This is a genomic window from Flavipsychrobacter stenotrophus (assembly GCF_002954265.1).
Taxonomy (GTDB): domain Bacteria; phylum Bacteroidota; class Bacteroidia; order Chitinophagales; family Chitinophagaceae; genus Flavipsychrobacter; species Flavipsychrobacter stenotrophus.
This window is the reverse complement of the sequence record NZ_PPSL01000004.1, coordinates 354,989-380,239: the sequence shown is the minus strand read 5'-3', so window position 1 is coordinate 380,239 and position 25,251 is coordinate 354,989. Positions and strand designations below refer to the sequence as shown.

Annotated in this window: 21 protein-coding genes; 10 read left to right on the top strand and 11 right to left on the bottom strand. The window is 44.2% G+C overall.

The window, feature by feature from the left end:
- Positions 1-108 precede the first annotated feature (108 nt).
- A complete protein-coding gene (locus tag CJD36_RS16025; protein WP_105040209.1) occupies positions 109-2,064 on the top strand; it encodes a tetratricopeptide repeat protein in 1,956 nt (651 codons plus the stop codon).
- 156 nt (positions 2,065-2,220) lie between these two features.
- Here CJD36_RS16025 and CJD36_RS16020 read toward each other — a convergent pair whose 3' ends face one another.
- Positions 2,221-2,814 carry a GNAT family N-acetyltransferase gene (locus tag CJD36_RS16020; protein ID WP_105040208.1) on the bottom strand — a complete coding sequence of 198 codons (594 nt, stop codon included), beginning with the start codon at positions 2,812-2,814 and terminating at the stop codon, positions 2,221-2,223.
- A gap of 56 nt (positions 2,815-2,870) precedes the next feature.
- Positions 2,871-3,365: a hypothetical protein gene (locus tag CJD36_RS16015; protein WP_105040207.1), complete on the bottom strand. Its 495-nt coding sequence runs from the start codon at positions 3,363-3,365 to the stop codon at positions 2,871-2,873.
- A 229-nt stretch (positions 3,366-3,594) separates the two neighbouring features.
- Between CJD36_RS16015 and CJD36_RS16010 the strand changes: the two genes are divergently transcribed.
- The 4 genes from CJD36_RS16010 (at position 3,595) to CJD36_RS15995 (ending at position 11,699) form a co-directional block, all read left to right on the top strand.
- Positions 3,595-9,219, top strand: a complete 5,625-nt coding sequence (locus CJD36_RS16010; RefSeq protein ID WP_133162669.1) for a S8 family serine peptidase — start codon at positions 3,595-3,597, stop codon at positions 9,217-9,219.
- A 224-nt stretch (positions 9,220-9,443) separates the two neighbouring features.
- Complete coding sequence (locus CJD36_RS16005; protein ID WP_105040205.1) at positions 9,444-10,274, top strand: glycosyltransferase family 2 protein; 831 nt, start codon at positions 9,444-9,446, stop codon at positions 10,272-10,274.
- A gap of 126 nt (positions 10,275-10,400) precedes the next feature.
- Positions 10,401-10,919, top strand: a complete 519-nt coding sequence (locus CJD36_RS16000; protein WP_105040204.1) for a hypothetical protein — start codon at positions 10,401-10,403, stop codon at positions 10,917-10,919.
- A 249-nt stretch (positions 10,920-11,168) separates the two neighbouring features.
- Complete coding sequence (locus CJD36_RS15995; RefSeq protein WP_105040203.1) at positions 11,169-11,699, top strand: hypothetical protein; 531 nt, start codon at positions 11,169-11,171, stop codon at positions 11,697-11,699.
- A 489-nt stretch (positions 11,700-12,188) separates the two neighbouring features.
- Here the strand turns inward: CJD36_RS15995 and CJD36_RS15990 are convergent, their stop codons facing one another.
- Positions 12,189-12,674: a GNAT family N-acetyltransferase gene (locus CJD36_RS15990; RefSeq protein WP_105040202.1), complete on the bottom strand. Its 486-nt coding sequence runs from the start codon at positions 12,672-12,674 to the stop codon at positions 12,189-12,191.
- A 141-nt stretch (positions 12,675-12,815) separates the two neighbouring features.
- Here CJD36_RS15990 and CJD36_RS15985 point away from each other — a divergent pair, with 141 nt between their 5' ends.
- Positions 12,816-13,535, top strand: coding sequence for a (Fe-S)-binding protein (locus CJD36_RS15985; protein WP_105040201.1), 720 nt, complete (start codon positions 12,816-12,818; stop codon positions 13,533-13,535).
- A gap of 131 nt (positions 13,536-13,666) precedes the next feature.
- Here CJD36_RS15985 and CJD36_RS15980 read toward each other — a convergent pair whose 3' ends face one another.
- The 4 genes from CJD36_RS15980 to CJD36_RS15965 all read right to left on the bottom strand — a co-directional run bounded on the left by CJD36_RS15980 (position 13,667) and on the right by CJD36_RS15965 (position 18,365).
- Positions 13,667-16,207, bottom strand: a complete 2,541-nt coding sequence (locus tag CJD36_RS15980; RefSeq protein ID WP_105040200.1) for a DUF5686 and carboxypeptidase regulatory-like domain-containing protein — start codon at positions 16,205-16,207, stop codon at positions 13,667-13,669.
- 123 nt (positions 16,208-16,330) lie between these two features.
- Positions 16,331-16,966 (bottom strand): deoxynucleoside kinase, encoded by a 636-nt coding sequence (locus CJD36_RS15975; RefSeq protein WP_105040199.1) that lies wholly within the window; start codon positions 16,964-16,966, stop codon positions 16,331-16,333.
- Positions 16,967-17,107: 141 nt separating this feature from the next.
- Entirely contained in the window at positions 17,108-18,103 is a 996-nt protein-coding gene (gene trpS / locus CJD36_RS15970; protein WP_105040198.1) for a tryptophan--tRNA ligase, read from the bottom strand.
- A gap of 67 nt (positions 18,104-18,170) precedes the next feature.
- Positions 18,171-18,365, bottom strand: coding sequence for a YqaE/Pmp3 family membrane protein (locus tag CJD36_RS15965; protein ID WP_105040197.1), 195 nt, complete (start codon positions 18,363-18,365; stop codon positions 18,171-18,173).
- A gap of 107 nt (positions 18,366-18,472) precedes the next feature.
- On the opposite strand from CJD36_RS15965, the gene CJD36_RS15960 reads away from it, so the two are divergent.
- The gene (locus tag CJD36_RS15960; protein ID WP_133162668.1) at positions 18,473-18,814 is read left to right on the top strand and encodes a hypothetical protein; all 342 of its coding nucleotides are present in this window, start codon (positions 18,473-18,475) and stop codon (positions 18,812-18,814) included.
- A gap of 101 nt (positions 18,815-18,915) precedes the next feature.
- Positions 18,916-20,019, top strand: coding sequence for a T9SS type A sorting domain-containing protein (locus tag CJD36_RS15955; protein ID WP_105040195.1), 1,104 nt, complete (start codon positions 18,916-18,918; stop codon positions 20,017-20,019).
- Positions 20,020-20,101: 82 nt separating this feature from the next.
- On the opposite strand, the gene CJD36_RS15950 is transcribed toward CJD36_RS15955, so the two are convergent.
- The 4 genes from CJD36_RS15950 to CJD36_RS15935 all read right to left on the bottom strand — a co-directional run bounded on the left by CJD36_RS15950 (position 20,102) and on the right by CJD36_RS15935 (position 22,953).
- Positions 20,102-20,527, bottom strand: coding sequence for a hypothetical protein (locus tag CJD36_RS15950; RefSeq protein WP_105040194.1), 426 nt, complete (start codon positions 20,525-20,527; stop codon positions 20,102-20,104).
- 100 nt (positions 20,528-20,627) lie between these two features.
- Positions 20,628-21,503, bottom strand: a complete 876-nt coding sequence (locus CJD36_RS15945; RefSeq protein WP_105040193.1) for an SDR family oxidoreductase — start codon at positions 21,501-21,503, stop codon at positions 20,628-20,630.
- Positions 21,504-21,571: 68 nt separating this feature from the next.
- Positions 21,572-22,537 (bottom strand): hypothetical protein, encoded by a 966-nt coding sequence (locus CJD36_RS15940; RefSeq protein WP_105040192.1) that lies wholly within the window; start codon positions 22,535-22,537, stop codon positions 21,572-21,574.
- Between the two features lie 5 nt (positions 22,538-22,542).
- Complete coding sequence (locus CJD36_RS15935; protein ID WP_105040191.1) at positions 22,543-22,953, bottom strand: hypothetical protein; 411 nt, start codon at positions 22,951-22,953, stop codon at positions 22,543-22,545.
- 108 nt (positions 22,954-23,061) lie between these two features.
- Between CJD36_RS15935 and bshB1 the strand changes: the two genes are divergently transcribed.
- Positions 23,062-23,793: a bacillithiol biosynthesis deacetylase BshB1 gene (bshB1, locus tag CJD36_RS15930; protein WP_105040190.1), complete on the top strand. Its 732-nt coding sequence runs from the start codon at positions 23,062-23,064 to the stop codon at positions 23,791-23,793.
- 256 nt (positions 23,794-24,049) lie between these two features.
- Positions 24,050-25,138, top strand: coding sequence for an RluA family pseudouridine synthase (locus tag CJD36_RS15925; protein ID WP_105040189.1), 1,089 nt, complete (start codon positions 24,050-24,052; stop codon positions 25,136-25,138).
- Positions 25,139-25,251: the final 113 nt, after the last annotated feature.

The window sequence follows — 25,251 nt, the reverse complement described above, 5'->3', positions numbered from 1 at the left end:
AACCGCCGTTAACACTCCTTTGCTGCGAATAACCCTATCAAAAAAGTACTTATAGTAAGATGAAAAAGTGAAATCTGCGGTTCTTGCAATATTTTTGCATTGTAGCGTATGGAAAAACAGGATTGGGAATACCAATTGGAAAGGGAGGGTTATGAACGACAGATACTCACAAACCCGGATGATGCAGATGCGCATTTCGACCTGGCCAATCTGCTTAGAACACATTTTGGCGAGTTTGAACTCGCGAAGCAGCATTATGAGATAGGGCTCAGCAAGAGTCCTGACAAGCCTACCCATGCCTATAACGATCTTGGCCTGCTCATGGACAGGCACTTCAACAACTACGATGCTGCCAAGGCCTACTTCGAACAGGCGATAGCTCATGATCCTGATGATGCTTTTGGCTACTACAATCTGGCCAATCTTTACGAAGACCGCTATGCCGATTATGAGCAGGCAACCATCTATTTCGAAAAAGCTATAGATGCAGATCCGTACGATAGTGTTACCCACTATTTCTACGCCAACATGCTGCATAACCATACAGGCCAATACGAAAAAGCCCGCCAACACTACCTGATGGCAATTGACATTAACCCCGACGATCCGGATTACCATAATAGCCTGGGCGTACTGCTGTACCGTCATTTGGGAGACCCGGAACAAGCAAGGGCTATGTATGCACAAGCCATAGAACTAAAGAGCGACGAAGCAGAATATCACAGCAATCTATCTTTCCTGCTGGAAGATCATTTTGGTGATTTCGAGGGCGCAAGAGAACATTTACTAAAGGTTACAGAAGTAGCGCCCGACCTTGCCGGTGGCTGGTACAACCTTGCGCTGCTCCACGACTTCAGGCTGAAGGACTATGAAGCGGCACGCACCTACTACGAGAAGACAATAGCTCTGGATCCCAACTATCTGAAAGCGTATAAATACCTGGCGCTATTGGCAGAGGTAGAATTTAATGACCTGCCAACAGCAAAGACATACTACGAAAAGGCACTGGAGATAGATCCATTCTATGTAGAAGGTCACTACCACTTTGCCAACCTGCTGAGCGACAGGATGAAGGAATATGACCTGGCAAAACACCACTACCAGCTGGCAACAGACATAGACCCCTATTTTAGTTATGCCTATAATAACCTGGCAGAACTGCTGGAAGACCAATACAATGATTATGAAGGTGCCAAAGAGGCCCTGGAGCGATCTATAGCCGCACAACCCACCAATGGTGACACGTATAACGATCTTGCCGTGCTACTGGTAGATAAATTTAAAGACTATGAGGGTGCCCGCAGCAGCTATCTGAAGGCAATAGAAGTAGCACCAATGCTGCACTGGCCCTACTTTAACCTGGGCAACGTGGAAAAGAACTTCTATAACAATTACGAACAGGCGAAGTACTATTACGAAAAAGCGATCGCAGTAGAGCCGCTCTTCTCGGGCGCTTATAACAACCTTGGCTTACTACTTTCTGAAAATCTGGACGACCAACAGGGCGCCAGGAAGAACTATGAAAAAGCCATCGAGATCAACCCACTCGATGCAATAGCTCATAACAACCTGGCCAACCTGCTCGACGATCATTTCAATGAATATGAGTTGTCTCAACAACATTTTATCCGCGCTATAGAGCTAAGACCGGAAAATGAGTTCACCTATTTTGAGTACGCCTTACTACTACATTACAGGCTAAAAGACCATGACGCTGCGCGCGTTAATTATGAAAAGGCCATTGCTATTAATCCTGCTCATGCAGGTAGTCATAATTATTTAGGTTTGTTGGAGAGCTTCCATTATAATAATTATGACGCGGCAAGGAGTCATCTCGAAAATGCGATAAAGGCTGATCCCGAATATTCTTTCGGTTTTTACAATCTGGCCAACCTGCTTTCAGATAGGTTTGAGGAACATGAACAGGCCGCGGTTTATTTTGAAAATGCGCTGGCGCTGAACCCCGAAAATACTAATCTCTATAACGACTATGGCTACCTGCTACACATGCACCTGAACGATAAAAAGAAGGCAAAGGAAATGTATGAAAAGGCATGCTATTGACCCGACCAATAAGTATCCAAAAGACAACTTAAAGGCCCTCAAAGCCAACGCTGCAGCTAAAACAAACAAGATAATCGGCAAAACACTCAGGATAGTTACGCTCGTTTATTTTGTTGCTTATGTGATCTATTTTTTACTAACCACGCGCAGATGAAACTAATACGCTGCCAGTTTCTGCTGCAATGTTTTTTTCACTTTAGGCCATTCATCATCTATAATACTGTACATAGCAGTATTGCGATAGGCGCCATTGGCACGTATGCGCTCTTTGCGCAGCTCTCCTTCAAAAGTGGCACCAATGCCCTCTATTGCAGTGCGGCTGCGAAAATTTGTTGCATCAGTTACCAGCTGTACCCTCACGGCCTTCAATGTTTCGAAAGCATAGGTGAGTAACAGCAACTTACATTCACGATTATAACCTGTACGCCAGTAAATAGGATCGTACCAGGTCCACCCTATTTCTAGTTTATGGTGCTGTGGAAATATGTTATGGAACAGCGTGCTACCGATGATATTATTCTGCAGTTTATCAATCACAGTAAATGGATATTGCTCACCCGTTGCCCTTTTCAGCAATGCACTGCGCAAGTGAGTAACTAAGATATTCTGATCTGCACCATTAATGGAAATATGTTCCCATATCTTTTCCTGTCCGCCTATTTGCAACAGATCATGAAAATGATCCGCATCTAACGGAACCAATTTTACTTTTTCGCCCTCTAAAACAACGGGATGCTGTATCCAACTCATAGTTAATCGCTTACCGCAATATTAATGAAGTTGGGGAAATAAATTTCATGCTCGTATCAATACATATTCAGCTCACTATGAGTAGCATGGTCATGTAAATGCTTCTTGGCATTTTCTACTTCTTCTTTAGAACCATTGGCGATAACCAGGTATTTGCCCGCTTTTAATAGAGTATCATATTTTTCGGCTATCTCGTCTTTAACACCTACTGATGCCAAAACAGAAGCTATACCACCGCCTATCAATCCAAAATCGAAACCGGCAATAGCACCTACCAAAGCGCCTGCACCAAACAACACACCCAACCCGGGTATGGCGAACAGACCGACACCAGTAAGTAGTCCGACGGTAGTACCCAATGCAACACCTGTTCCCAATCCCGCTACTTTTATCGGGCTCTTCTGCATTACGCGAAGTTCATTATCAATTACTTCGGTTTCAGTTAGGCCCATTATGGTCAATTGCGCCACGGGGTATCCCTTGTCATGTAGTTTAGAGATAGCCTCAACGGCGGCATCATGATCTTCGTATATTCCGATTGCAGCGTTCATAAAATTGCTTTTTTATAATGGCATAAATATCATACCAGTAAGATAGGAGCGGGGGAGGGAGCGGAAAGCGATGTAGGAGCAGGGAGCGGGACTGGACGGATAATAATAAATTCTCTTAGGCGTTAGGTAGTAGACACAACCTAAACCACATTTTTGGCGTAAATTACATGTGAGAAAAGACGATAAACCAACCCGCTCTGTCAATAGCGGGGAAATAATTAATACCAATATGCTCAGATATATACAAAAAACAGTAGCCTTGTCAATTACTGCCCTATTGTGTCTCAACATTGCTTTTGCCCAAAACAGCAGGCATACACTGCAATTAAGGAACGAGACAATAACGCTGCAAAACAATGCTACCAAGTGGATAGACAGCATTCGAACAACACCGTTAAAAGACCCTGTTCTTGCACTTATTCATTTCGCCAGCCTGCCCACGCAACAGCAGAAGACCGCATTGAAAGAACAGGGCATTTCCCTGCTGGATTACTTGCCCGATAATACTTATTCGGCATTTATTCAGCCAACATCATCATTCGATGGCGCACTACTTAGATCAGCCTACAGCATCACCAACATGCAACCCAGGTGGAAGGCTGACAAATATGTATGGAAAAAAGTGAGTGAAGCAAAAGGCAATCTGGAAATATTGGTCACGTTCTATCCCGGCATAGGTAAAGCCGACATAAAGCAATTTGCAGCGGCCATGGGTGCACAGATCAACACCAGCACAATGGAGCAATATGGCGCCTATAAACTGGTTATTGCCGCCGATAAAATACACGGACTGGCAACTTGGTATGGCGTACAGAACATAAGCCCGGTTACCAACATGGTTCCGTATGACCTGCAAAGCCGACCTGCGATTAAGGGGAACATCTCTATATCACCGACTTCGCTTGGCGGTTATGGATTAATGGGTGATAGTGTAACAGTAGGTGTGGGCGATGATGCATCGGGCATATACCATGCCGACATAAAAGAAAGGATAACCAACTTTAACCCGGCACGGATGCGCTCACACGGATCACATGTAAATGGCATAATAGGTGGTGCCGGAACTGTAGACCCAATGGCTGAGGGTATGGCGCCGCATGTATTGCTGCTCGACTATTTGTACGACCAGGTAATACCAGCTACCGGCCCCATGCTGCATGATTACAACATGACGCTTACCAACAATTCTTATGGTGTGCTCCTCGGCGACTGCGATTACTCCGGCACCTACGACGGCTACTCCCGTTTCTTAGATACTATTTCAATTCAGTACCCTGAGGTATTGCATGTCTTTGCATCGGGTAATGATGGATGGATGTCTTGCTCGCCCTACCCTACCGGCTTTGCCACTGTAGGTGGTGGTTACCAACCATCAAAGAACGCCATGGTGGTGGGTAGCATGACCGACCTGCTCGGCCAGTCGCCCGATGAGTCGAGAGGACCAACTAAAGATGGCCGCATGAAGCCCGAAACAATAGCAGTTGGCCTTGGTGCCTACTCCACGGTGGGTGTTGACGACTACATATGGGCAGCCGGCACAAGCATGGCTGCACCCCAGGCCACAGGCGCACTTGCCGTGCTCACTCAGCGATACAAGCATACACATAGCGGCACTGCTCCACGAGGTGATCTGCTCAAGACAATACTCCTCAGCGGCACTATGGACCTGGGCAACCCCGGCCCTGACTACAGCTATGGTTTTGGTGCTGTAGATGTATCGCGCTCTTTGCAGATAATGGACAATAACAGGTTCTACCTTGACACTATAAACAATGGTGATTCGCAAACCGTGAACATAACCATACCTGCTAATACCGCACAACTAAAGGTAATGTTGTACTGGCATGATATGCCCGCCAGCACTGCCTCTGCTACTCAGCTGGTCAACGATCTTGACCTGAGCGTAACCGGCAGCACCACACCAACCCACCTGCCGCTTGTCTGCGATCCTACCCCTGCCAATGTCAACAACGTAGCGGTTGAAAAAGCAGACCACCTGAACAACGTGGAGCAGGTAACCATAAACAATCCACCCGCAGGCGCATTTGCCATTAAAGTAAAAGGTTATAATGTACCCTTCCCTGCACAACGATATGTTGTTGCCTACGATGTTATTGCAGCCGGCACCGTACTCACGTACCCACTTGGCGGCGAACAGCTTGGCAACCAGGATACCATTCGCATCTTCTGGAACACCGCAGATAGAACCCACACATTTACCGCAGAACTGTCTACCAACAATGGCGGCAGTTGGACAACATTGAGCAGCACTATAGCGGCAACACAGCGTTACTATTCTTTCTTTCCTGCCGGTATCAATTCAGGCAACTGCCTCATAAAGCTTTCTAAGAATGGCACTACTGAGACAATGACATCAGGCAGATTTGCTATCAACACGCAACCGATTGTTGGTCTGGCGGCAACACAATGTCCGGGCTATATCAACATACACTGGTCACCGGTACCCGGCGTAACAACTTACCAGGTTTTTGCCAAGAAAGGATTGTACATGCAACAGGTAGGTACGGCTACCGATACTACTTATTCGTTCAGCGGAATGTCATTGACAGAAAAATCTTATGTAGCTGTAAAGCCTGTCATCAATGGTATTCCCGGCTACCGCAGCAAAGCACTCATTACCATTGCTAACAACGGCACTTGTACCGACCCTGTTTCTAATGGCGACCTGATGATAGAAAAAGCAATAAGCCCTGTAAGTGGCCGTATGCATACTTCTACCCAGCCCGGCAGCAGCGAGAGTGTAACGGTGCAGCTCAGAAATCTGGATAATACAATTGCTAATAATTACAGTGTATCTTATAGCTTAAATGGCGGCCCGTGGAATGCAATGTCTACGCCCCCTATACCCGCCAATGGCACTGCTACAACTGGCGCTACGGGTATCGACATGTCTGCAACGGGAACTTACCAATTTACTGTAGCGGTGCAGAACCTGGCACTTACAGACCCGCAGGTTGGCAATGACACCCTACGTTTCACTGTTATTAATATCCCCAACGATACTATTTCTCTACCCTACCTCGATGATTTTGAAACAATGGGTAAGATGAATATTACCGGCCGCGATTCCTTTGGCGTAGCACCTAATGGGCATTGGGATTTTGCAACAGGAGACACTGCGGGCAGAATAAGATCATTTGTCAATGAAGACGTTACTATTGGCGGGGTTCGATCTATAAGTCTCGATGACGACCGTAGCGTGTCCTCAGGCAGCAACAACCTGTTCACCGGCACCTTCAATCTTTCTAATTACGATACCGGCAAGACTGAGGTAAGACTGGATTTTGACTATGTATTACACGGCACTCCAAAAGTGGCCGCCGGCAATGTGGTCAACTCACGCGCCAATGACGCCGCATCCTGGACGCCGCTGTTCACATACGACTTGAATGCTTATCCCGGTTTCCCTAAGAAAGCTGTTTCATTGTCTTTAACAGATGCGGCCAGGAATGAACACCTCAACTTTTCAAGTAGCCTGCAGGTATCTTTCGGACAGAACGACACCTCGTTGATCGCTGCAGCCAACTTTGGTAATGGTATTACTATTGATAATGTGAAAATATACACCGTTGCCAATGATGCGCAGGTACTGAGCGTGGTGAGTCCGCTGCCTACCAACTGCGGGCTGTCTGCGGCGCAACCACTAACCGTGGAGGTGCACAATGGAGTTAATTACACATTGTATAATGTGCAGCTTTTTTACAGGGCCGATGGGGGCACAATATTCAGCGGCATACTCGATTCTATCACCGCCAAGAACACAGTACAATACACATTCCCCCAACTCTTGAATATGCCTGCGGGCACCAGCCATAGTGCCGATATCTGGCTGAGTGTTGCGGGAGACACGTACCTCCCCAATGACAGCTTACTGAATTATAAATACCGCAACAATCCTATTATTACTTCCTATCCATATCTCGAAAATTTTGAGGGAGGTGATGGTGGTTATTATGCTGATGGCATCAATAATTCATGGCAATTTGGCACACCTGCATCTACCAATATCAACAGGGCAGCAAGCGGCACAAAAGCTTGGAAGACAAAACTTGCAGGCAGGTACAACAACCTGGAACAATCATACCTCTACTCACCGTGCTTCGACATCAGCGGTCTTAATGCTCCTATGCTTAGCTTTAGTGCCGCGCTCGATATTGAAAACTGTGGCAATGTGCTTTGCGATAAAGCTTACATCGAATACACCTACAATGGTGTAACCTGGCTGAAACTGGGCAGTGCCAACCGCGGCACCAACTGGTACGATTCTACCTTCAGTGCATGGACAAGCAATGGCTTTACCCGCTGGCACGTAGCGTCTATACCTATTCCTAAGCCGGTAGGCGCAGGCACCGTTATTAATTTCCGTTTCGCATTGCAGTCCGACCCCGGCGCCACCTTTGAAGGATTTGCAATAGATGACGTGCATGTCTTTGACCTTGCCAACCAGATATTCCCGGCTGAAAACACAACATTGGTAAGCCATGATCTCAGCGGCAGCAATTGGACTGACTATCTGCAAAACAACCAGCTGCTTGCAGCAGTAAATCCGCAGGGGCAGTCGCTAGGCGCTACCAATGTAAACTTGTATGCACAAACCAACATCACTAACCCTACCACTACACAATATGTAATGCCACGCAGCTATACTATAACAGCTGCTCAAGCAATTACCGATAGTATCGGCGTTCGGCTATACCTGCTCGATAGTGAATTTGTCAATGTGCTCGCAGATACGTCTTGCCCATCATGCACTAAGCCGAAGGATGCTTATATGCTGGGGGTTACTCAGTTCAACAGCAATAGCCACCCGGGCAATGAGAATAATACACTCGTGGATGACACAGCCGGTGCTTTCAGCTACATACCATACAGATCAATCCAATGGATACCTTACGACAAAGGATACTACGCTCAGTTCAAAACAAGATCTCTTTCAGAGATGTGGCTCAATGACGGCGGACCAACTAACAACTTCCCTACTGGTGTCGACTACCTCAACTTTGCAGCCTACAGGTCGGGCATTGTGGCACAGTGTTACTGGACATCACCTATAGATACCGCTGTCTTTAAATACACCATTGAGCGGTCTATTGATGGGGACAATTTTAACGATGTGGCCGAGCTTACTTCATTACACAACAATCCGGGCATCTACAGAAAGGCCGATGATATCGGCATGTTATCTTCATCAAATATTTACTACAGGCTGCGTTGGACAATGACTGGCAACAGCACCATATATTATTCACCTGTTCGTAAACTCTCCCCTCTTGATTCGGTAAACGACATTGTGAACCTGGATGCGCACATGATCCGTCAGGATGCAGTATTGGTCGACTGGACTTCATACATAGATGGTGTGGCTAGTCAGTATACTTTGGAGCGGGAGATCAATGACCGTGGTTATGTAACTATCAGAACGTTGCCATCTCTTCATCACTACGCACAATACTATAGCTATACAGATATCATTGACGATGTAAAAGCAGGAGACCTGGTACACTATAGATTGACGGCCACATTTGATGATGGCAATAATATGATCTTGCCGGTAAGAACGGTGGAATGGACGGCACCTAACAGCGTGTCAGACATTTACCCTAATCCTACTACCGATGGCTTGCTGAATATAGTATGGTATGCCGAAGCCGGCACAAAGATGCAGGTAACCCTGCTCGATATTACGGGTAAAAACGTTGCTGAAACTACTGTACAATCGGGCCAATGGAAAAATACCACGCAGCTGCAGGCACCATACGTCCCTAAAGGCATATACCTGCTCCGCACTGTGATTGGAGACAAACGGTACACTGCAAAGGTGGTGTTTGAGTAGGTAAGGATTCATGTTATTCATAGATTTGACAACTTTTTAGAAAGTTGTCAAATCTAATATTCCCTGCATATAAAGCCAACAAGATGACCAGGTTACCTTCACAACAAACAAATGATTAATTTTGCCACCAATGAGGTCAAAAGAATAGCTAAAACTAGCGACGGCATCTGCGCTCGTCATACACTTTTTGGTTTTTACTTTTGACTTTTAACTTACATCAGCCAATGCTATCAATAATAATACCTACCTGGAATAACCTGCCGTTTGTAAAGCTATGTGTGGAAAGCATCCGTAAAAACTCGGCGTATCAGCATCAGGTGGTATTACACATCAACGATGGTAGCGATGGCACGATGGAATGGGCCAAAAAAGAAGGTATCGATTTCACCAGCACCCCCGACAATGCAGGTATATGCATAGCGGTGAACATGGCCGCCGGCATAGCTACACAGGACTATATAGTATACATGAACGATGATATGTATGTATGTCCTAAGTGGGACACCTACCTGGCGGAGGAAATAAAAAATGCCGGAACTGACAACTTCATGTTTTCCTCCACCATGATAGAGCCGACGCTCAACAACCCATGCGTGATACACGAACACTTTGGCACCAACATTGAAACATTTGACGAGAAAGGCTTACTGGAAAAATGTAGCACCTTTACCATGCCCGACTGGTACGGATCTACCTGGCCGCCAACTATTGTACATAAAAAGTACTGGCATATAACAGGCGGCTACAGTATAGAACTGAGCCCTGGCGTAAGCAGCGATGATGATTTTGCCATGAAGATGTGGGCAGCCGGTTGTAGGATATTTAAAGGTATCGGCAAAAGCCGGGTGTACCACTTCCAATCTAAATCTACGCTGAGGATAAAGAAGAATGATGGCCGCAAACAATTCCTGATGAAATGGGGCATCACACAAAGTACCTTCAATAAGTACTTTACCCACCGCAGCGAGCCCTACGCAGGCATACTCCCCGAACCCGATGAATCAATGCTCAAAAAACAAAAATTAAGAGCCTGGCTAAAGATCAAAATTGCTTAAAAATTCACTAACCTAACAATTGAATTCAGGCAGTAGAAAGCCCTGAAAGGGCGACATAAATAGCGAGGGGTTTCAACCCCTCGACAACAAAACTACATAACACTAGCCCTGAGGGCGACATAAATTATGAACAACTTTTCAGAAGTACAGAAATTCAGGCAGTGGTGGTTGTGGGTGCTTTTAGCTGGCGTACTGGTGGTACCTGTAACCCTGGCATTTTACCACAATGGCTTTAAATACAGTCCTGATGTAATGAATGAAATACTCATTGGCGCTATAGTTCCGTTGGTGATCATGATCCTGTTTTACATCATGCAGCTACGTACAAAGATCGACGAGAAAGGCATCTATTACCGCTTCTTCCCCATACATTTCCAGGTACTGGTCATCAGCTGGGATGAAGTAACAAAAGCCTACGTTCGCCAGTATAGCCCCATACTCGACTACGGCGGCTGGGGCATCCGCTACGGACTAGGCGGCAAAGGCAAAGCCTACAATGTAAGCGGCAACATGGGCCTACAATTGGAACTGAACACCGGCAAAAAGATCCTCATAGGTAGCCAACAACCCAATGAACTGAACGAATTATTGGATCAGTTGGTGAAGGCGAAGATCATAAAGGCCGAGGTGAGGAAGCCAGTGTAGGTGTTAACCCTCCCTGCTGCTGAGCGTATGTCTCCGACTACGCTCGCGCGGCCGCCGGTCTCCCGACCGGCACACCGGGACGTATTCTTTTTGGAACACTAATCATCCCTCAACCCTGCCGCTGTTGCGTCTGCTTACCAACAACCGTCGGGTTAATTCATTTTGAACTCATAACGAAGTAAACCAAACTCAATAAAAATTTCCTAATTTCGAATCAAGCAATTAATTACACTCAATTCTGCCGCAACTATGAAAAAAGCTTTGTTGTCTATATTTACATTATTATCCTTCTTTTCGTGTTTTGCCCAAAGCGAAACAGTGGCTTTGGCCAAACTAAAGTTTGAACTACCTAATAATAAATGGAAGATCAATAACGATGAATTCAAACAAGCTTTTATATACAATTATGAGCGAGAGGCAATAATTGACAAACAAGGCGCCCGGATAATTCCGGTAATAGCTTTTATTGTAGAAACTATACCAGCGGGAACAGACGTTGTTCAATATTCAATAGCTAAAAGAAGCAAGGATAGAAGAGGCCTAAAAATTAGAGAAGTATTCAGCTGGGATACAAACAAAACAAAAATAACTTATAAAAATGCTATTGGATACAAAGGCACATATATAGACGATGATACCGGCAAAGAGCATACGATATATTGGATACATCTCATAAATAATGACAAAGGTGTTCAGGTAATAATGGATATGACAAGCGAATTAGTTGTAAAATATGGCACTGAATTTCTAAAAAGTATTGAGTCAATCCGAAGCTACTAACCCAAAAAAAAACATATCCACAGAAAATAACCCACCTCAAAGCCTTACCCACAAAGCCTTTCAGCCGATTTTTTCGCAAATTTTTTGGATATGTTTATTTGCAGGATACAAATACACGCATTAATTTGCACTCAAATCAGGTGAAAACCTTTACGCTCTTTGACATTATGAACCCTATCAAAAACAATAACAACCTATATTATGGTAGAGACGCATAATTGCGTCTCCACAGCGACTGAGCGAATAACCAAAATGTAAACCTATTTCAGGACGCTGCTGGACGCTGCAGGGACGAGGTAAAAATAAAAAGTAGCAGAAAAAGTGGCAACATGTGGCAGAAAGTAGCAGAAAGTAGCAGTTTGTTAAAATCTCATGCAAACCTTACCCAAAAAGCATTTCACCCAAAACACCTCATTCAAAACTGCCACTTTTCAGAAAAACTGCCACTTTTATAAATGTGCGTAAAGATTCATTGAAAGAAGAGAATATCTACTCTACCCACTTCTCATAAAGCAGGCGGGTAACAGTATACCCCTCCTCTTCCAGAAATTGCCGCATGCGAACGTTATTGACCATGGTAAAACGGGTTATTCGTTTCACACCATCCTTTACAAACATCTGCTCCAAGTGGTCGTTCAGCTTGCGATAGATACCCATTCTTCTAAAAGGCTCAGCAATATATCCGTCAGATACATATAGTTCGCGTCCCTCGTAAACTTCTGTTCGGCTATCATCCTGCTCTTCTACATACCCAAACATAAAGCCGGCAGGCACTCCGTCTACATAGGCTACAAGGCACACCCCTTGGCACTCTTCCTGCATAGTGATGACATGGCGCATATAGCCATGCTCAATATCCGGCCACGCGGCGGTTTTATCAAATAACAGGTGCTCATGCTTATGTAACTCATGCATAAAGCCTGCCATCAAGGTATATTCGTCAGCTATCTTTATTGCTTTTATTTCAAAACTCATTATACTATTATTTAATGCAATTCAGCAAATATCCTTACAAACTTAGCCTGCAAATAAACCAATTACCTTCTTAACTTTGCAACTGCATAAAATAACCTGTGCTATTGTACGGGGTTTCACTTAGTTACTTGAATTCAGACTTTGAAGATACAATTATTTATACCTTGTTTTGTTGACCAGCTTTATCCTGAAACGGGGATGAATATGGTGAAAGTATTGGAGAAACTCGGCTGCGATGTTAGCTACAACACGGCCCAGACCTGCTGCGGACAGCCTGCATACAATGCAGGTTATAAGAACGAAGCAAAGGCAGTTGCACAAAAATTCCTGCAGGATTTTAAAGATCCTTCTTACATAGTTAGTCCCAGTGGCTCATGCACAGGCTTTGCCCGCAATTACTACGACAAGATATTTGAGAACAGCTCAGACCAGCAGCTCTGCCGCCAGGTAAGTGGCAATATGTTTGAGTTTACTGAATTCCTCACCGAAATACTGAAGATAGAGAATGTAGGTGCTACACTCAATGGTAAAGCTACCTATCATGATGCATGCGGCGCACTCCGTGAATGCAAAATAAAAGAAGGTCCGCGCAAGTTGCTAAGTAATGTAAATGGTCTTGAGTTAATAGAGATGAAAGAAAGCGAAACCTGCTGCGGTTTCGGTGGAACGTTTGCTGTGAAATTCGAGCCTATCTCAATAGGCATGGCACAGTCTAAAGTAAAGAACGCATTAGATACAGGTGCTAAATACATCATTACGACAGATGTGTCTTGTATGATGCACATGCAAGGCTACATAGATAGCAACAACCTACCTATTCAAACCATGCATATTGCCGATGTACTGGCAAGCGGCTGGTGATTGGTAATGTAAAAAATAAAAACTTAAAAGTAAAAACTACTCATATTTTGAGGTGCATTTCATCTCTATAGAAGGTATATGCACTAATAGTACACTTTTAAGTTTTAAGTTTTTACTTTTTAGTTTTCAGCCTACCATTCGCTGTGGCTTACATTTACTGCACGGGTAAAAGTAGCACCGCTCAACCCAAAGCGGATACCGGAATTGTGGCCTCTGTTACTATCCCAGGACTGAACGAAATCTACGCGTAGTATGCGCAAAAGTTTCCAGCCTATATTGTCTATACCCACAAAGGCCTCAGTATAGTAGTTATGATCGCTGGCGTAAAATGCATTACCACCAAACAGCAGGTACCATTGCGCCGGCCTGAGCAATGGGATCTTGTTGCTCAACAATCCGTTCAAGTGATACTCCACATGCGCCTCGCCGTATATAGGTTCTTTATTGCTAAAGTCGTAATACTGCGCAAACTGGAAGCTCTGCATATAAGGATTGGCGTAACCAACGCCCCTGTTACCATACAGGTGCATAAGGTCTGGAATAGATACATATTTGCTATTAAGAAAACCGCCTACCACAAAATTATAAGAGAACCTACCAAACAGCCTTAACGATACATCGTCCTGAATACTGAAGCGCCACTTATCAAAATCGGTCTTGCTTTCCAGTACGCCGGCTACACCCTTTTCATAGCTAAGCGTGAGGCGTGGCCATGAGCTGCCATTGGGGGTTTTATAATCGGGATACTGCGTATAGGTAATGCCGGGCTTGTAAGAGATCATACCATAAAGGATCATAGCATTATGCTCTTCCCATGCCGTGGCTACGGCCGGCAAATTAGCAGGCAGGTTGCTTTTATATGGTGCATCTACACTACTGAAATTGTACTCTGTATTATTGCTCAACGGTAGTCTTTTCTGAAATGATGCTTTAGCTAACCATATCAGGCCATTCCCATAATTGCGTCTCAGGAAAGCCGACCCTTCCCATCTTTCATAGATGCGCAGATCGTTCTCTTTATAAAACAATGAAGCATAAGTATTGAACCACTGCAGCACGGGATTATCGGGGTTGTACTGAAACACATATTTGCCCCCTTCTACCCCGCCCATCCAGGAGCGACTTCTCCATGCCTGGTCTGTGGCAGTATAGTAAACACGGCCTATGGCATTGAAATGAGTATTGGTGAAACCATACCTTGCGGCCATATCTGTAATGATATATTTTCCGGTATCTACCATATGCCGCCAGTTCACCTTGGGCGCTATGTTAAATCCTTCTACAGCATTAAAGTTGACCATATTGTCTTCGCTCAGACCCAGTAAAACCGAGTTGGTAGTAAACACATTCCTCTTTTCCTTACCGGTATATGTGTACCCCGATATAAGCAAACCTACGGGAGATGGCTTGTTACCTTTCCTTCGCAGGGAGTCTACCCTTCTCGGATCTTCAATGACCTTCCTGATACTATCCTTTACTACAAAGTCCTTCTTCTCATCTGCTTCCAGTGGTATAGGTCGGTTCTCGGTCCAGTAAGCGGTATCTTTTTTGTTGGCTATTTTATCATAAGAGCTGGTCACCTTTTTAGAGAACATGGTATCTGCAATGGGCTCATTCACCTTTTGTCTGTTGTACACAGTAACCGCACTCCCGATAATGTCAAAACCGAAGATCTTAAGAGTGACATAAATAACCTGGCTCTTGATCACCCAGGTATCATCTTTGTAGGGCAGGTAAAGCTGGTCTACCTTCATGGTATCCATTTTATCCAACCCCGACTCTTTCGTAAGTGCCAGGTTGATGCTATGAATAGCCCACTCGCCTTCAGTGATGTATATGTAGCCATTAAAACATGGCTCATAGGCCCGCTTCTGTATTACTTTTATCTTATAGACGGTATGGCCCTGCTCTTCAAATTGCCCCTCCAATTTGTATTTGTAGTAGTTGAGCGCCAAATCATTTACAGGCGATATATATCCTCTTGAAGACCTGCCAAACAAGCTTACATTATTATCGTAAAAAGAGATTACAGAAGGAAATTGAGAGAACCCTACACCACCGGGATTACCACTCTCTCTTACAGAGTGTACTACGGTTCTCTCGTGCTCACCTTGTACATAGTAGTCTGCGTCTTCTTCCAGCAGGTATATGATACCTTTTCCGTTACTATCGGCGCCTATGTCCTGTGCATTTATCTTCTGCCCCATTACCTTCTTTGGCATCTGGCGAGACCTGCCAATACATTTCAGGTACATATTGGTCTGAAAAGAACTTATCTGGTCGGCATGAAATTTCCGCTTCTTTATGGCACTACGCATTATAGCATAAGCCGGGTCTTCCGCATTTGCCTTTACTACAACCTCTTTCATTTCCAGCCCCTGTGTGGCCAAAAAAAAGTTGTGTATAACCGTTTCATCGCCCTTTATAGTAACACTATACCGGGCCTGCTTATACCCTACATACTGACAGATAACCGTATACAAACCCGGTGCTATGGTCAACTCATAATCGCCACTGGCATTAGCATTGGCCCCGGTTGTAGTACCCTCTACATATATAGTAGCATAAGACAATGCCTCGCCCTTCGTATCGGCTGCATGGCCTTTAATAACGCCGGCCATGGCATGAGTACCCATAAAAGCAAACAATAGAAAAAGTAAAGTGTTTTTCATGCTATAGAAAGAAGTAGTTAGTAGAATAAAATGAATATACCGATTATATACAATAGTATATAGGCTGCAACCCGCTAAAAGTTACAATAAACAGAAAATTAATTTAGGAGATCACTTAACTGATCAGAACAGGCCAAACAGCTGGGCATCTATACGACGCACTACGTCCGCAAAGTCTTCTTCCTTCTCTGCAAAGTTGCAGTTATTCACATCAATTATAAGTAGCGGGCCGTCATTATAACCGTCTATCCACTTATTATAATTCTCATTCAGCCTTTTCAGGTAGTCGAGCCTAATGTTCTCCTCATATTCACGGCCACGCTTTTGTATCTGGTCTACCAATGTAGGAATGGATGTTTTCAGATAGATCAGTAGATCGGGTGGCTGAATTAGGGTTTTAAGATTCTGGAAGAATGAAGTATAGTTCTCATAGTCGCGCTTGGTCATTAATCCCATATCAAACAGGTTGGGCGCGAATATATAGGCATCTTCGTATATGGTACGATCCTGTATCACTGTGTCTTTACCGCTTCTTATGTCTATAAGATGCTTTATACGATTGTTCAGAAAGTATATCTGCAGGTTGAACGACCAGCGGTGCATATCCTCATAAAAATCTATGAGGTAAGGATTGTGTTCCACATCCTCAAAGTGAGGTTCCCATTTGTAATGCTTGGCCAGCATGGCTGTAAGCGTTGTTTTACCAGACCCTATATTACCGGCCACGGCTATATGCTTGGGAGTTACTTTATGAGGCATTGTATAAAAAGTAAAAAATTAAAAAGTAAAGATTCAAAAGTTCATGATCCTGCTGAACTCTCAGGGAGGTAAAACTAACAAATTCGCATTTGTTTTACTATTCTATTTTACAATAGCTTTTCAACTTCCGATTAAATAAAATTAATAGTTGATACCCATCAGCTTCCTTGCACCCTTTATTGTTTCAGAAGAGCTGGCACGGGCCTTGTCTGCGCCCATCTTCAATATCTTCCTCAGTGTATCCTCGTCTTTATTCAATTCTGCAGCTCGCTCGCGTATAGGCGCTACAAAGGCTACCATATCTTCCGCCAGTTGTTTCTTCATATCGCCATACCGCACATTGCAGTTGTTGTATGCCTTACGGAAAGTATCCGTTACACCCGGATTAGAGACTGCGTTCATCAAAGCAAACAGATTCTGGATGTAATCCGGCATTACCATATTGGCTTCAGTTGGCCCCTGATCGGTCTTAGCCTTCATTATTTTTTTGCGAATAGTATCATCATCATCGTTCAGAAAGATGGTCGCGTTCACGTTCTCGCTCTTGCTCATCTTGCCGTTACCGTCCAGACTCATGATCTTCACGGTCTCGTCGTTGAAGCGGAATACCTGCGGCTCAGGGAAAAACTCTCCGTAGCGGCTGTTGAAACGATTGGCAAAATTACGCGCCATCTCCAGGTGCTGCTCCTGGTCTTTACCCACCGGCACTTTCACTGCTCTATGTATCAATATATCTGCGGCCATCAATACCGGATAGGTCAGCAAACCTGCATTAACGTTGTCGGGGTGTTGGCGCACTTTGTCTTTAAATGTAGGCACCTTTTCCAGCTCACCTTTATAAGCCAGCATATTCAGCATCAGGTATAGCTCAGGTATTTCCGGCACATCGCTCTGTACGTACAAGGCAACCTTTTCAGGATCCAGGCCACTGGCTATATTTTCTGCCAATACCCTGTATACACTCGGCTTCAGTTCTTTTGGATCAGGATGAGTGGTGAGTGCATGATAATCGGCTACGAAAAAATAACAGTCATAACTGTCCTGCATTTTCACATAGTTCTGCATGGCACCAAAATAGTTGCCCAAGTGCAAATGGCCGGTAGAGCGGATGCCGCTCACTACAATTTCCTTACTCATAAGGCTGCAAAGATAGGTAAAGGGTTAAAAGGATAAAAGGTTAATTGACGAATGCGATAAAAACGGATTATCGCCTCATTTCCCTGATGATACGGCGTGTCCTTCTATCCTCCCTGGCATTTTGCAGACTGATAACGGCCCATATAGCCGCAGGTATCCAACCTATGAGAATAGCCTGCAGGATCAGGCAAACAATACCTGTAATGATACGTCCTCTGAGAAAAAAAGACAATGCGGGAAAAAGGATAGCTATTAATGTCATGGTCGTACAAATTTATCAATTCCCCGCCAATGACCAATATCATGATATTCCCACGGGAAGAAATTTATATTGGGAATCCAATAAATATTTTAATTAAAATTCGTTGTATGTCCCAGCAAAAAGAGCAATCATTAACTGACTTAACGATGGAATTGTTTGCCCGTGGCCTTACCAGGAAAGAAGTGGAAGAAGAACTGGCGAGCAAGGGACAGGAAGAATTTTATATAAAGAAGATAATTGACGAATGCCTGAAGCTACGCAATGCACGCAAACGAACCATAGGCATGATTCTAATAGTAGCCGGAGCATTATGCTGTTTTTCCAGCTTCCTGCTCACCATTACCGCCGCATCTATGACAGAAAGTAGTTGGGGACTTTTTGGACTCACCAGCATTGGCGTAGGCCTTGCTTTTACCGGACTAATGTATATTTTTCACATAACTGCCTAAAAAACAACAAATTACCTTTTTAACGTAAAATTAAGGTTGCTACAGTGCCGCTCTTCTTAACTTTATCCCTCACTTAAAAATTCTTAAACGAGAAAAAAGTTATGAAAAAAGTTTTCCTCTTATCTATTGCTACTACTGTAGCTCTATCGGCTTTCGCACAGCATGCAAAGTCTTCTATTACCGCAGTAAGTCCTATCAGGTCTCATTCTGTAGCAGGTGATCATATTCCCGCAGCTAAAACTACCGCTGTAGGTGACGTTGATACACTTGGACACATCACTTCTGCAGATACTCTGGCGTTGTATTATGCTGCGGGTTCAAACTCCGACAGTGGCTACATGACAGGCATGAACGCTTTTGGCGACAAAGGTTTTGCTGAGCGCTATGATGTTAACTTTGGCACTACATCTGCACAGGTAACAGGCGTTATCGCCTATTTTACTGGTGTTGTTAATCCGGCATCTACTAAGACCATTAAGTTGTACACATGGAGTGTAGCTGCACAGAGTCCAAATGTTCTTGGACCTCACTACTTTAACAGCGGCCTGCCACGTACCGCACTTGATTCAGTAACGGTTCCTGTTACTGCTTTAGGTATTTCTACAGTATCTGGTGGAAGCGATACTATCAAATCGTATACATTCACTACACCAAGCCCATACATCTCTAATTTCTACGTTGGTTACACCATCAATTACAACGCTGCGAATTTTGGCGGTGATACAATTGGTTTGGTTACAAGCAGCCAGGGTGAAAGAAATACATGGGGATACCGTTTGGTTGGTGGTGATACAATCGTCAACAATGCTAACGTTGCTATGTTAGCTAATGGTTCATGGGTTGATTTCTACACAGAAGATTTTGGTGTAGCTAATCACTTCTTCATCTTCCCGATCATTACTGTTGGAACTGCCGCTACAAGCGTAGAAGGTGTTACCCGTAACAACCTTACTATCTTTGGCAACTACCCTAACCCTGCTACTAACGTAACTAACATCAAGTTCGCTTTAGCTAAGGCTACTGAAGTAACTATCTCTGTTACTGACATGTCTGGTAAAGTAGTTAAGACAATGACAGAAAACTACAATGCAGGTACGCAGATAGTTGAATTGAACACAACTGCACTGGCTGCCGGCGAATACATCTACCTGATCCGCACTACGGAAGGTGATGGTATGGCAAGCAAAATGAGCGTTATCAAGTAATAACGTTTATTGCACAATACTTAAAGAGGTTGCCTGGAAACAGGCAACCTCTTTTGTTTATAACCGGGAAAAAGAATCTATCCTAATCTACTATCCTATCAACATTCACAAAGAAGAAATTATATTCCCCATCCATATTGTTTATACTGTACTTCAAGCCATCCAGTTTTGCACCACTATAACCCTTGCCGGTTGATTCCTGGAATGACTTTAAACTGCTTGTCTGCGGCACATAGGTAATGTCGATAACTGCTTTGGCACACAACCCATCGCCTTGTACATCTACCACCATATAAGTTCGGCCATCGTCCACTATCCGCTCGCTGATCCAATAGGTTAGTTTCTCCCTTTCTACCATACTGATCTTTTTCACCAACTCTGCTTTATATTCTTTCTGAATTGGCTTGAACTGATCAAATACCGCATCTGTATTCTTACATTGTTGCCTGTCGCACGACTGCACCAGAAGCACTAATGAACTAAATACAATTGTGTATGTCTTACGCATAATTCAAAACTATTAAACTCAGAAACGATTGGCAGTTAAAATTATTGCATAAAGCAGCACATGGCAAGATTATCCAATCTTCCCACGACTTACGACCAATCTAAGAATTCATCACTTCCCGCATGTACGAGTCTATATTACCGTACAAGAAATCGGGGTATTCACTACTGAATTTAGACTTAACAAAACCGGCCAATAGCGGACGGGCAGCGGGTTGCGCCAACTGCGCCGTGCTCATAGGTATAAGGTCGTACTCAGCATCGGGGAAATACGACAGTACACGCAGCGCCAGCTCTACTCTGTTCAGGTAGTCGGTGCTGGCAATGTGGTAAATGCCTTCTTTATTATCTCTCAGCAATACAAACATAGAGCGGGCTATGTCCCATGCATTAGCAGGAGATGCGTACTGGTCGTATGGCAGTTTTAAAGTGAGTTTTTGTTTGTTCTTTGCCTGATCTATGATACGGGCAATAAAGTTCTTGCCGCGCACCTCATTACCATATACATTGGTAACACGCAGTACCAGTGCACCAACGATCTCAGACAAAACCTTTTCTTCGCCTTCCAGCTTATGACGGGCATATACACTCAGCGGATTTACCGGCGCATCCTCCCTGTAAGGGCCATTGTGACCATCAAACACATAGTCTGTTGAGATGTATACCATGCGGGCATTGCACTGCTTGGCAAGGGCTATAAGGTTGATGGTGCTCTGCACGGTCTTATCATAACTCTCCTGCACGTTGGCCTCGCAATAGTCAACATGAGTAAGCGCACCACAATGCACGATCACATCAGGAGCAAAAGCCACTACATCAAAGTTCTTATCATCAGCAGGATTGAGGGTATCATAAAACACTGTACCATCTACAGGGTATGAAAAATAAGAGCCGACAGCCGTCCAGCCCATTTCTGTAAAATGCTTTAGGCAGTTACCACCTACCAATCCTGATGCTCCTGATATGAATACTTTCATGCAGTAAAAATAGGTTAATTGGGGAAAAGTGGAAAGAAGCACGACAGATAAATTATCGCAGCCAATGCTCACTCTCCACGTAAAAATTTATTCATCATTGCTCTAAATTTGTCGAACCAAGATCTTTTCGGCTTTACCGTATCAAAAAAATCAGGATTAAATTGAATGTCGTCACTTGCATGAGTTCTCATATTCTCAGCAAACCCATATGGGTCAAAGCCATCCTGTGGCTGCGTTAGTTCGTTACATTTCCGGGCAGCTGCTTCCATTGGCATTACCAGCTCCGACACATCAAACCCCGCAATTTTTAATACGCCCGGATAGCCATGATCACCTACTACACAACTATAGCCATCCCACTTGTAAGAATTATCCTCCCACAGATGTAAAGAGCTTGAACTCATTACAATCTGTTTTTGACCTGTGTCTATAACTATACACTCTGTTGCCTTGATGTCAAGTTCAGCAGGCAACACATATTGCTGCTTTTCAATAAGCAGAGAAATGGCATCCGGCCCATAAGCAACGATCTGTTCCGCCGAAAGATCACCCGTCTTAGTAATAAAAGCATCATTATTATGTTTTATAACAACGAGAGCCGTCTCCCAATCGGCAATAGAATCATCAACTATTTGTGCCCGTGCCGGCATATCAATTACATGCCTATCCTGTTGCGATGTGTAGTCTATGCTTAAAAGTTCTTCAATATCATACATCCTCTTCTTTAGCTGAGAAACCTTCCATCCTGGCCATTTCCTTTCCAATGCAGATATAAAATAATCCATCACCGATGACTCGAAAGTACACGCCACGCACCAGAAATACAGTTTACGTTCTGGCATATCTACCAGCACGCAGCCCTCTATCCAGGGCTGTTCGAGCAACTCCTCATTAACTTTGCATTCGCGTACAAATTCAATAAACTGATTTTCACCCAGATATAGGTCAGGCATTATAGATATGGCACGCCAATGTGTATAATGAATAGTAATTCCATCTGATGTTTTCAATAAGTAATTTCCTCTCTGCCCCATATAGCTCAATTACTATAATCAATAATAATATTATTGGTCACACTCTTTACCCCATCCTTTTCTATCCTTATGTTTTCCAGGAACATGCGCCCTTTTTTGAAACCGGCACTCTTCACATGTTCTATAATTCTGTCATCAAGTTTGGAGTTGCCAATTACAAATGGCCCCCAGTATTCTTTTTCAGATGACAACATTGAGCACTTATACTCCACTACCTTCCATCCCGGTTCATCCACCACCAGGTAAGGAAAAGCCAGTATCTCTGCCGATGAGACCTGCGGCCTCACTACCCTGCCGCTATCCATATGATTGCCTATAATGGTACCTAATTTTACTTTAGGTACAGGCATTTGCTTCATCTGGGCCAATGTACCAATGGAAATGAGCAGAAGAAATAGAATAATAATGTGTCTCATAGAATTAAGCAATGAATCATTAAATCTACAAAAAGATTGATTCTGGCGGAAAAAGCGGCACAACTATATATGTACCTATCTTTGCAGCCTTATTTATTTCTGAGACTTATGAAGTTGCACATACTGGCTATAGCCGCCCATCCCGATGATATAGAACTAAGTGCCGCCGGCACCTTGTTGAAGCATATAAAAGCTGGTGATGCTGTGGGTATAGTAGATCTTACAGAAGGAGAACTGGGCACACGTGGATCGGTAACAGCGAGGTATGAAGAGGCAGCAAACGCAGCAAAATCAATGGGCGTACTGGTAAGGCACAACGCACAAATGGCCGATGGTTTTTTCCGAAATGATGAAGAGAACCAGAGAAAACTGATAGCATATATACGCCATTACCGCCCCGAAATAGTTATAGCCAATGCACTTGAAGACCGTCACCCCGACCATGGCAAGGGTGGCAGATTAATAGCTGATGCCTGTTTTCTTGCCGGATTGCGCAAGATAGAAACGGAATGGGAGGGCCAGCCGCAGGAAGCATGGCGCCCTAAACGTGTCTTCCATATGATACAGGACAGGGCTCTCGACCCTTCATTTGCAGTTGATATATCAGACACTTTTGAGGAAAAGATGGAAGCTATAAAGTGCTACACCAGCCAGTTTCATGATCCTAACTCTAACGAACCGCTTACTTATATATCTACCGGCAACTTTTTAGAGACGATCAAATCTCGCGATATGCTCTGTGGCAAGCGTATAGGTACCCAGTATGCCGAGGGCTTTGTCTGCGAAAATCTGCCAGGAATAGATGATCTGAATAGTTTGCTGTTACCGGTGCTGGCCTAGGAGTGGTAAAAGCCTCACCCCCAACCCTCCCCAAAAAAGAGGGAGAACTAATGTCTACGCTATCGCGTGGTGGCATAGGGCGGGCAACCGCAAGGGATTGCCCCTACATTATTGATTCTCGTATTCGAACTCCAGCGCATTCCACCACATTGCCGCATGAATTTCCACATTTTCATATTGATCACATTTCCACATTAAACTCATTGAGCAATTGAGCCATTAAGCCATTGAGCCATTAAAATTGTAACTTTGCAGTATGAGTGAAGATTTTATACCGGAAGATACCTGGGATGACGAAGAACCCGAAGAAGACGTCATAGAGGCCGGTGATGAGCCGGTCATCAGGTTTGAGATGACAACCTCTGCCAAACAGGAAGCATTGCGCATAGATAAATTTCTTATGGTAAGGCTGGTTGGTGCTACCCGCAATAAGGTGCAGCAGGCACTTGACGATGGAATGATACTGGTTAACGGTGAGAAAGTAAAGAGTAACTACAGAGTTCGCCCACTGGAGCATATTGTTGTTTATGATACCCGCCGTGTAGAAAGTACCGAGATCATACCCGAAGAGATGCCTTTGAACATTGCTTACGAAGATGATGCGGTAATGCTTATCAACAAGCCTGCAGGCATGGTTGTACACCCGGCCTGCGGCAACTACAGCGGCACATTGGTGAATGGTATATCGTGGTATTTGCAGCAGACACATGTAGAAACAGGATTGCCCCGTGTAGGCCTGGCGCATAGAATAGACAAGGACACCACCGGACTGATAGTAATAGCTAAGAGTGAGCATGCTATGCAAGATCTCTCTGCACAGTTCAAAGCCCATACGGTACATAGGCGCTACATAGCACTGGTATGGGGAGACCTGGAGGAAGACGAAGGGACCATCAATGTACCTGTTGCCCGCAATGTGCGCTTCAGGAAAATAATGGATACTTTCCCCGATGGTGACCATGGCAGCAAGGAAGCCATAACCCACTATAAGGTATTGGAGCGCTTCAACTATACTACTTTGGTAGAATTAAGGCTTGAAACCGGCCGTACGCACCAGATAAGGGTCCACATGAAACATCTGGGCCATCCTCTGTTTGGTGATACGACCTATGGCGGAGATAGAATTGTGAAAGGCACCGTTTTCAGTAAATACAAGCAGTTCATAGATAATTGCTTCAGCATAATGAAAAGGCAGGCACTACATGCTAAAGAGCTTGGCTTCAAACACCCGGTAACAGGTGAGTTTGTGAAATTTGACTCTGAATTGCCGGCAGACATGACAGAGATATTAGAGAAATGGAGGAGATATACAACCGGTACTTTGAGCCGCGAACCTATATCTTAGGCCTGTTTGACAAGCTAAATGCATTAATAATTAATAAACTTTATAACCAACTATTTATCAATAAAAGCAGGTCATTTAAGTGTTAAAATTGCTGATCCGACCCTTATAAGAGG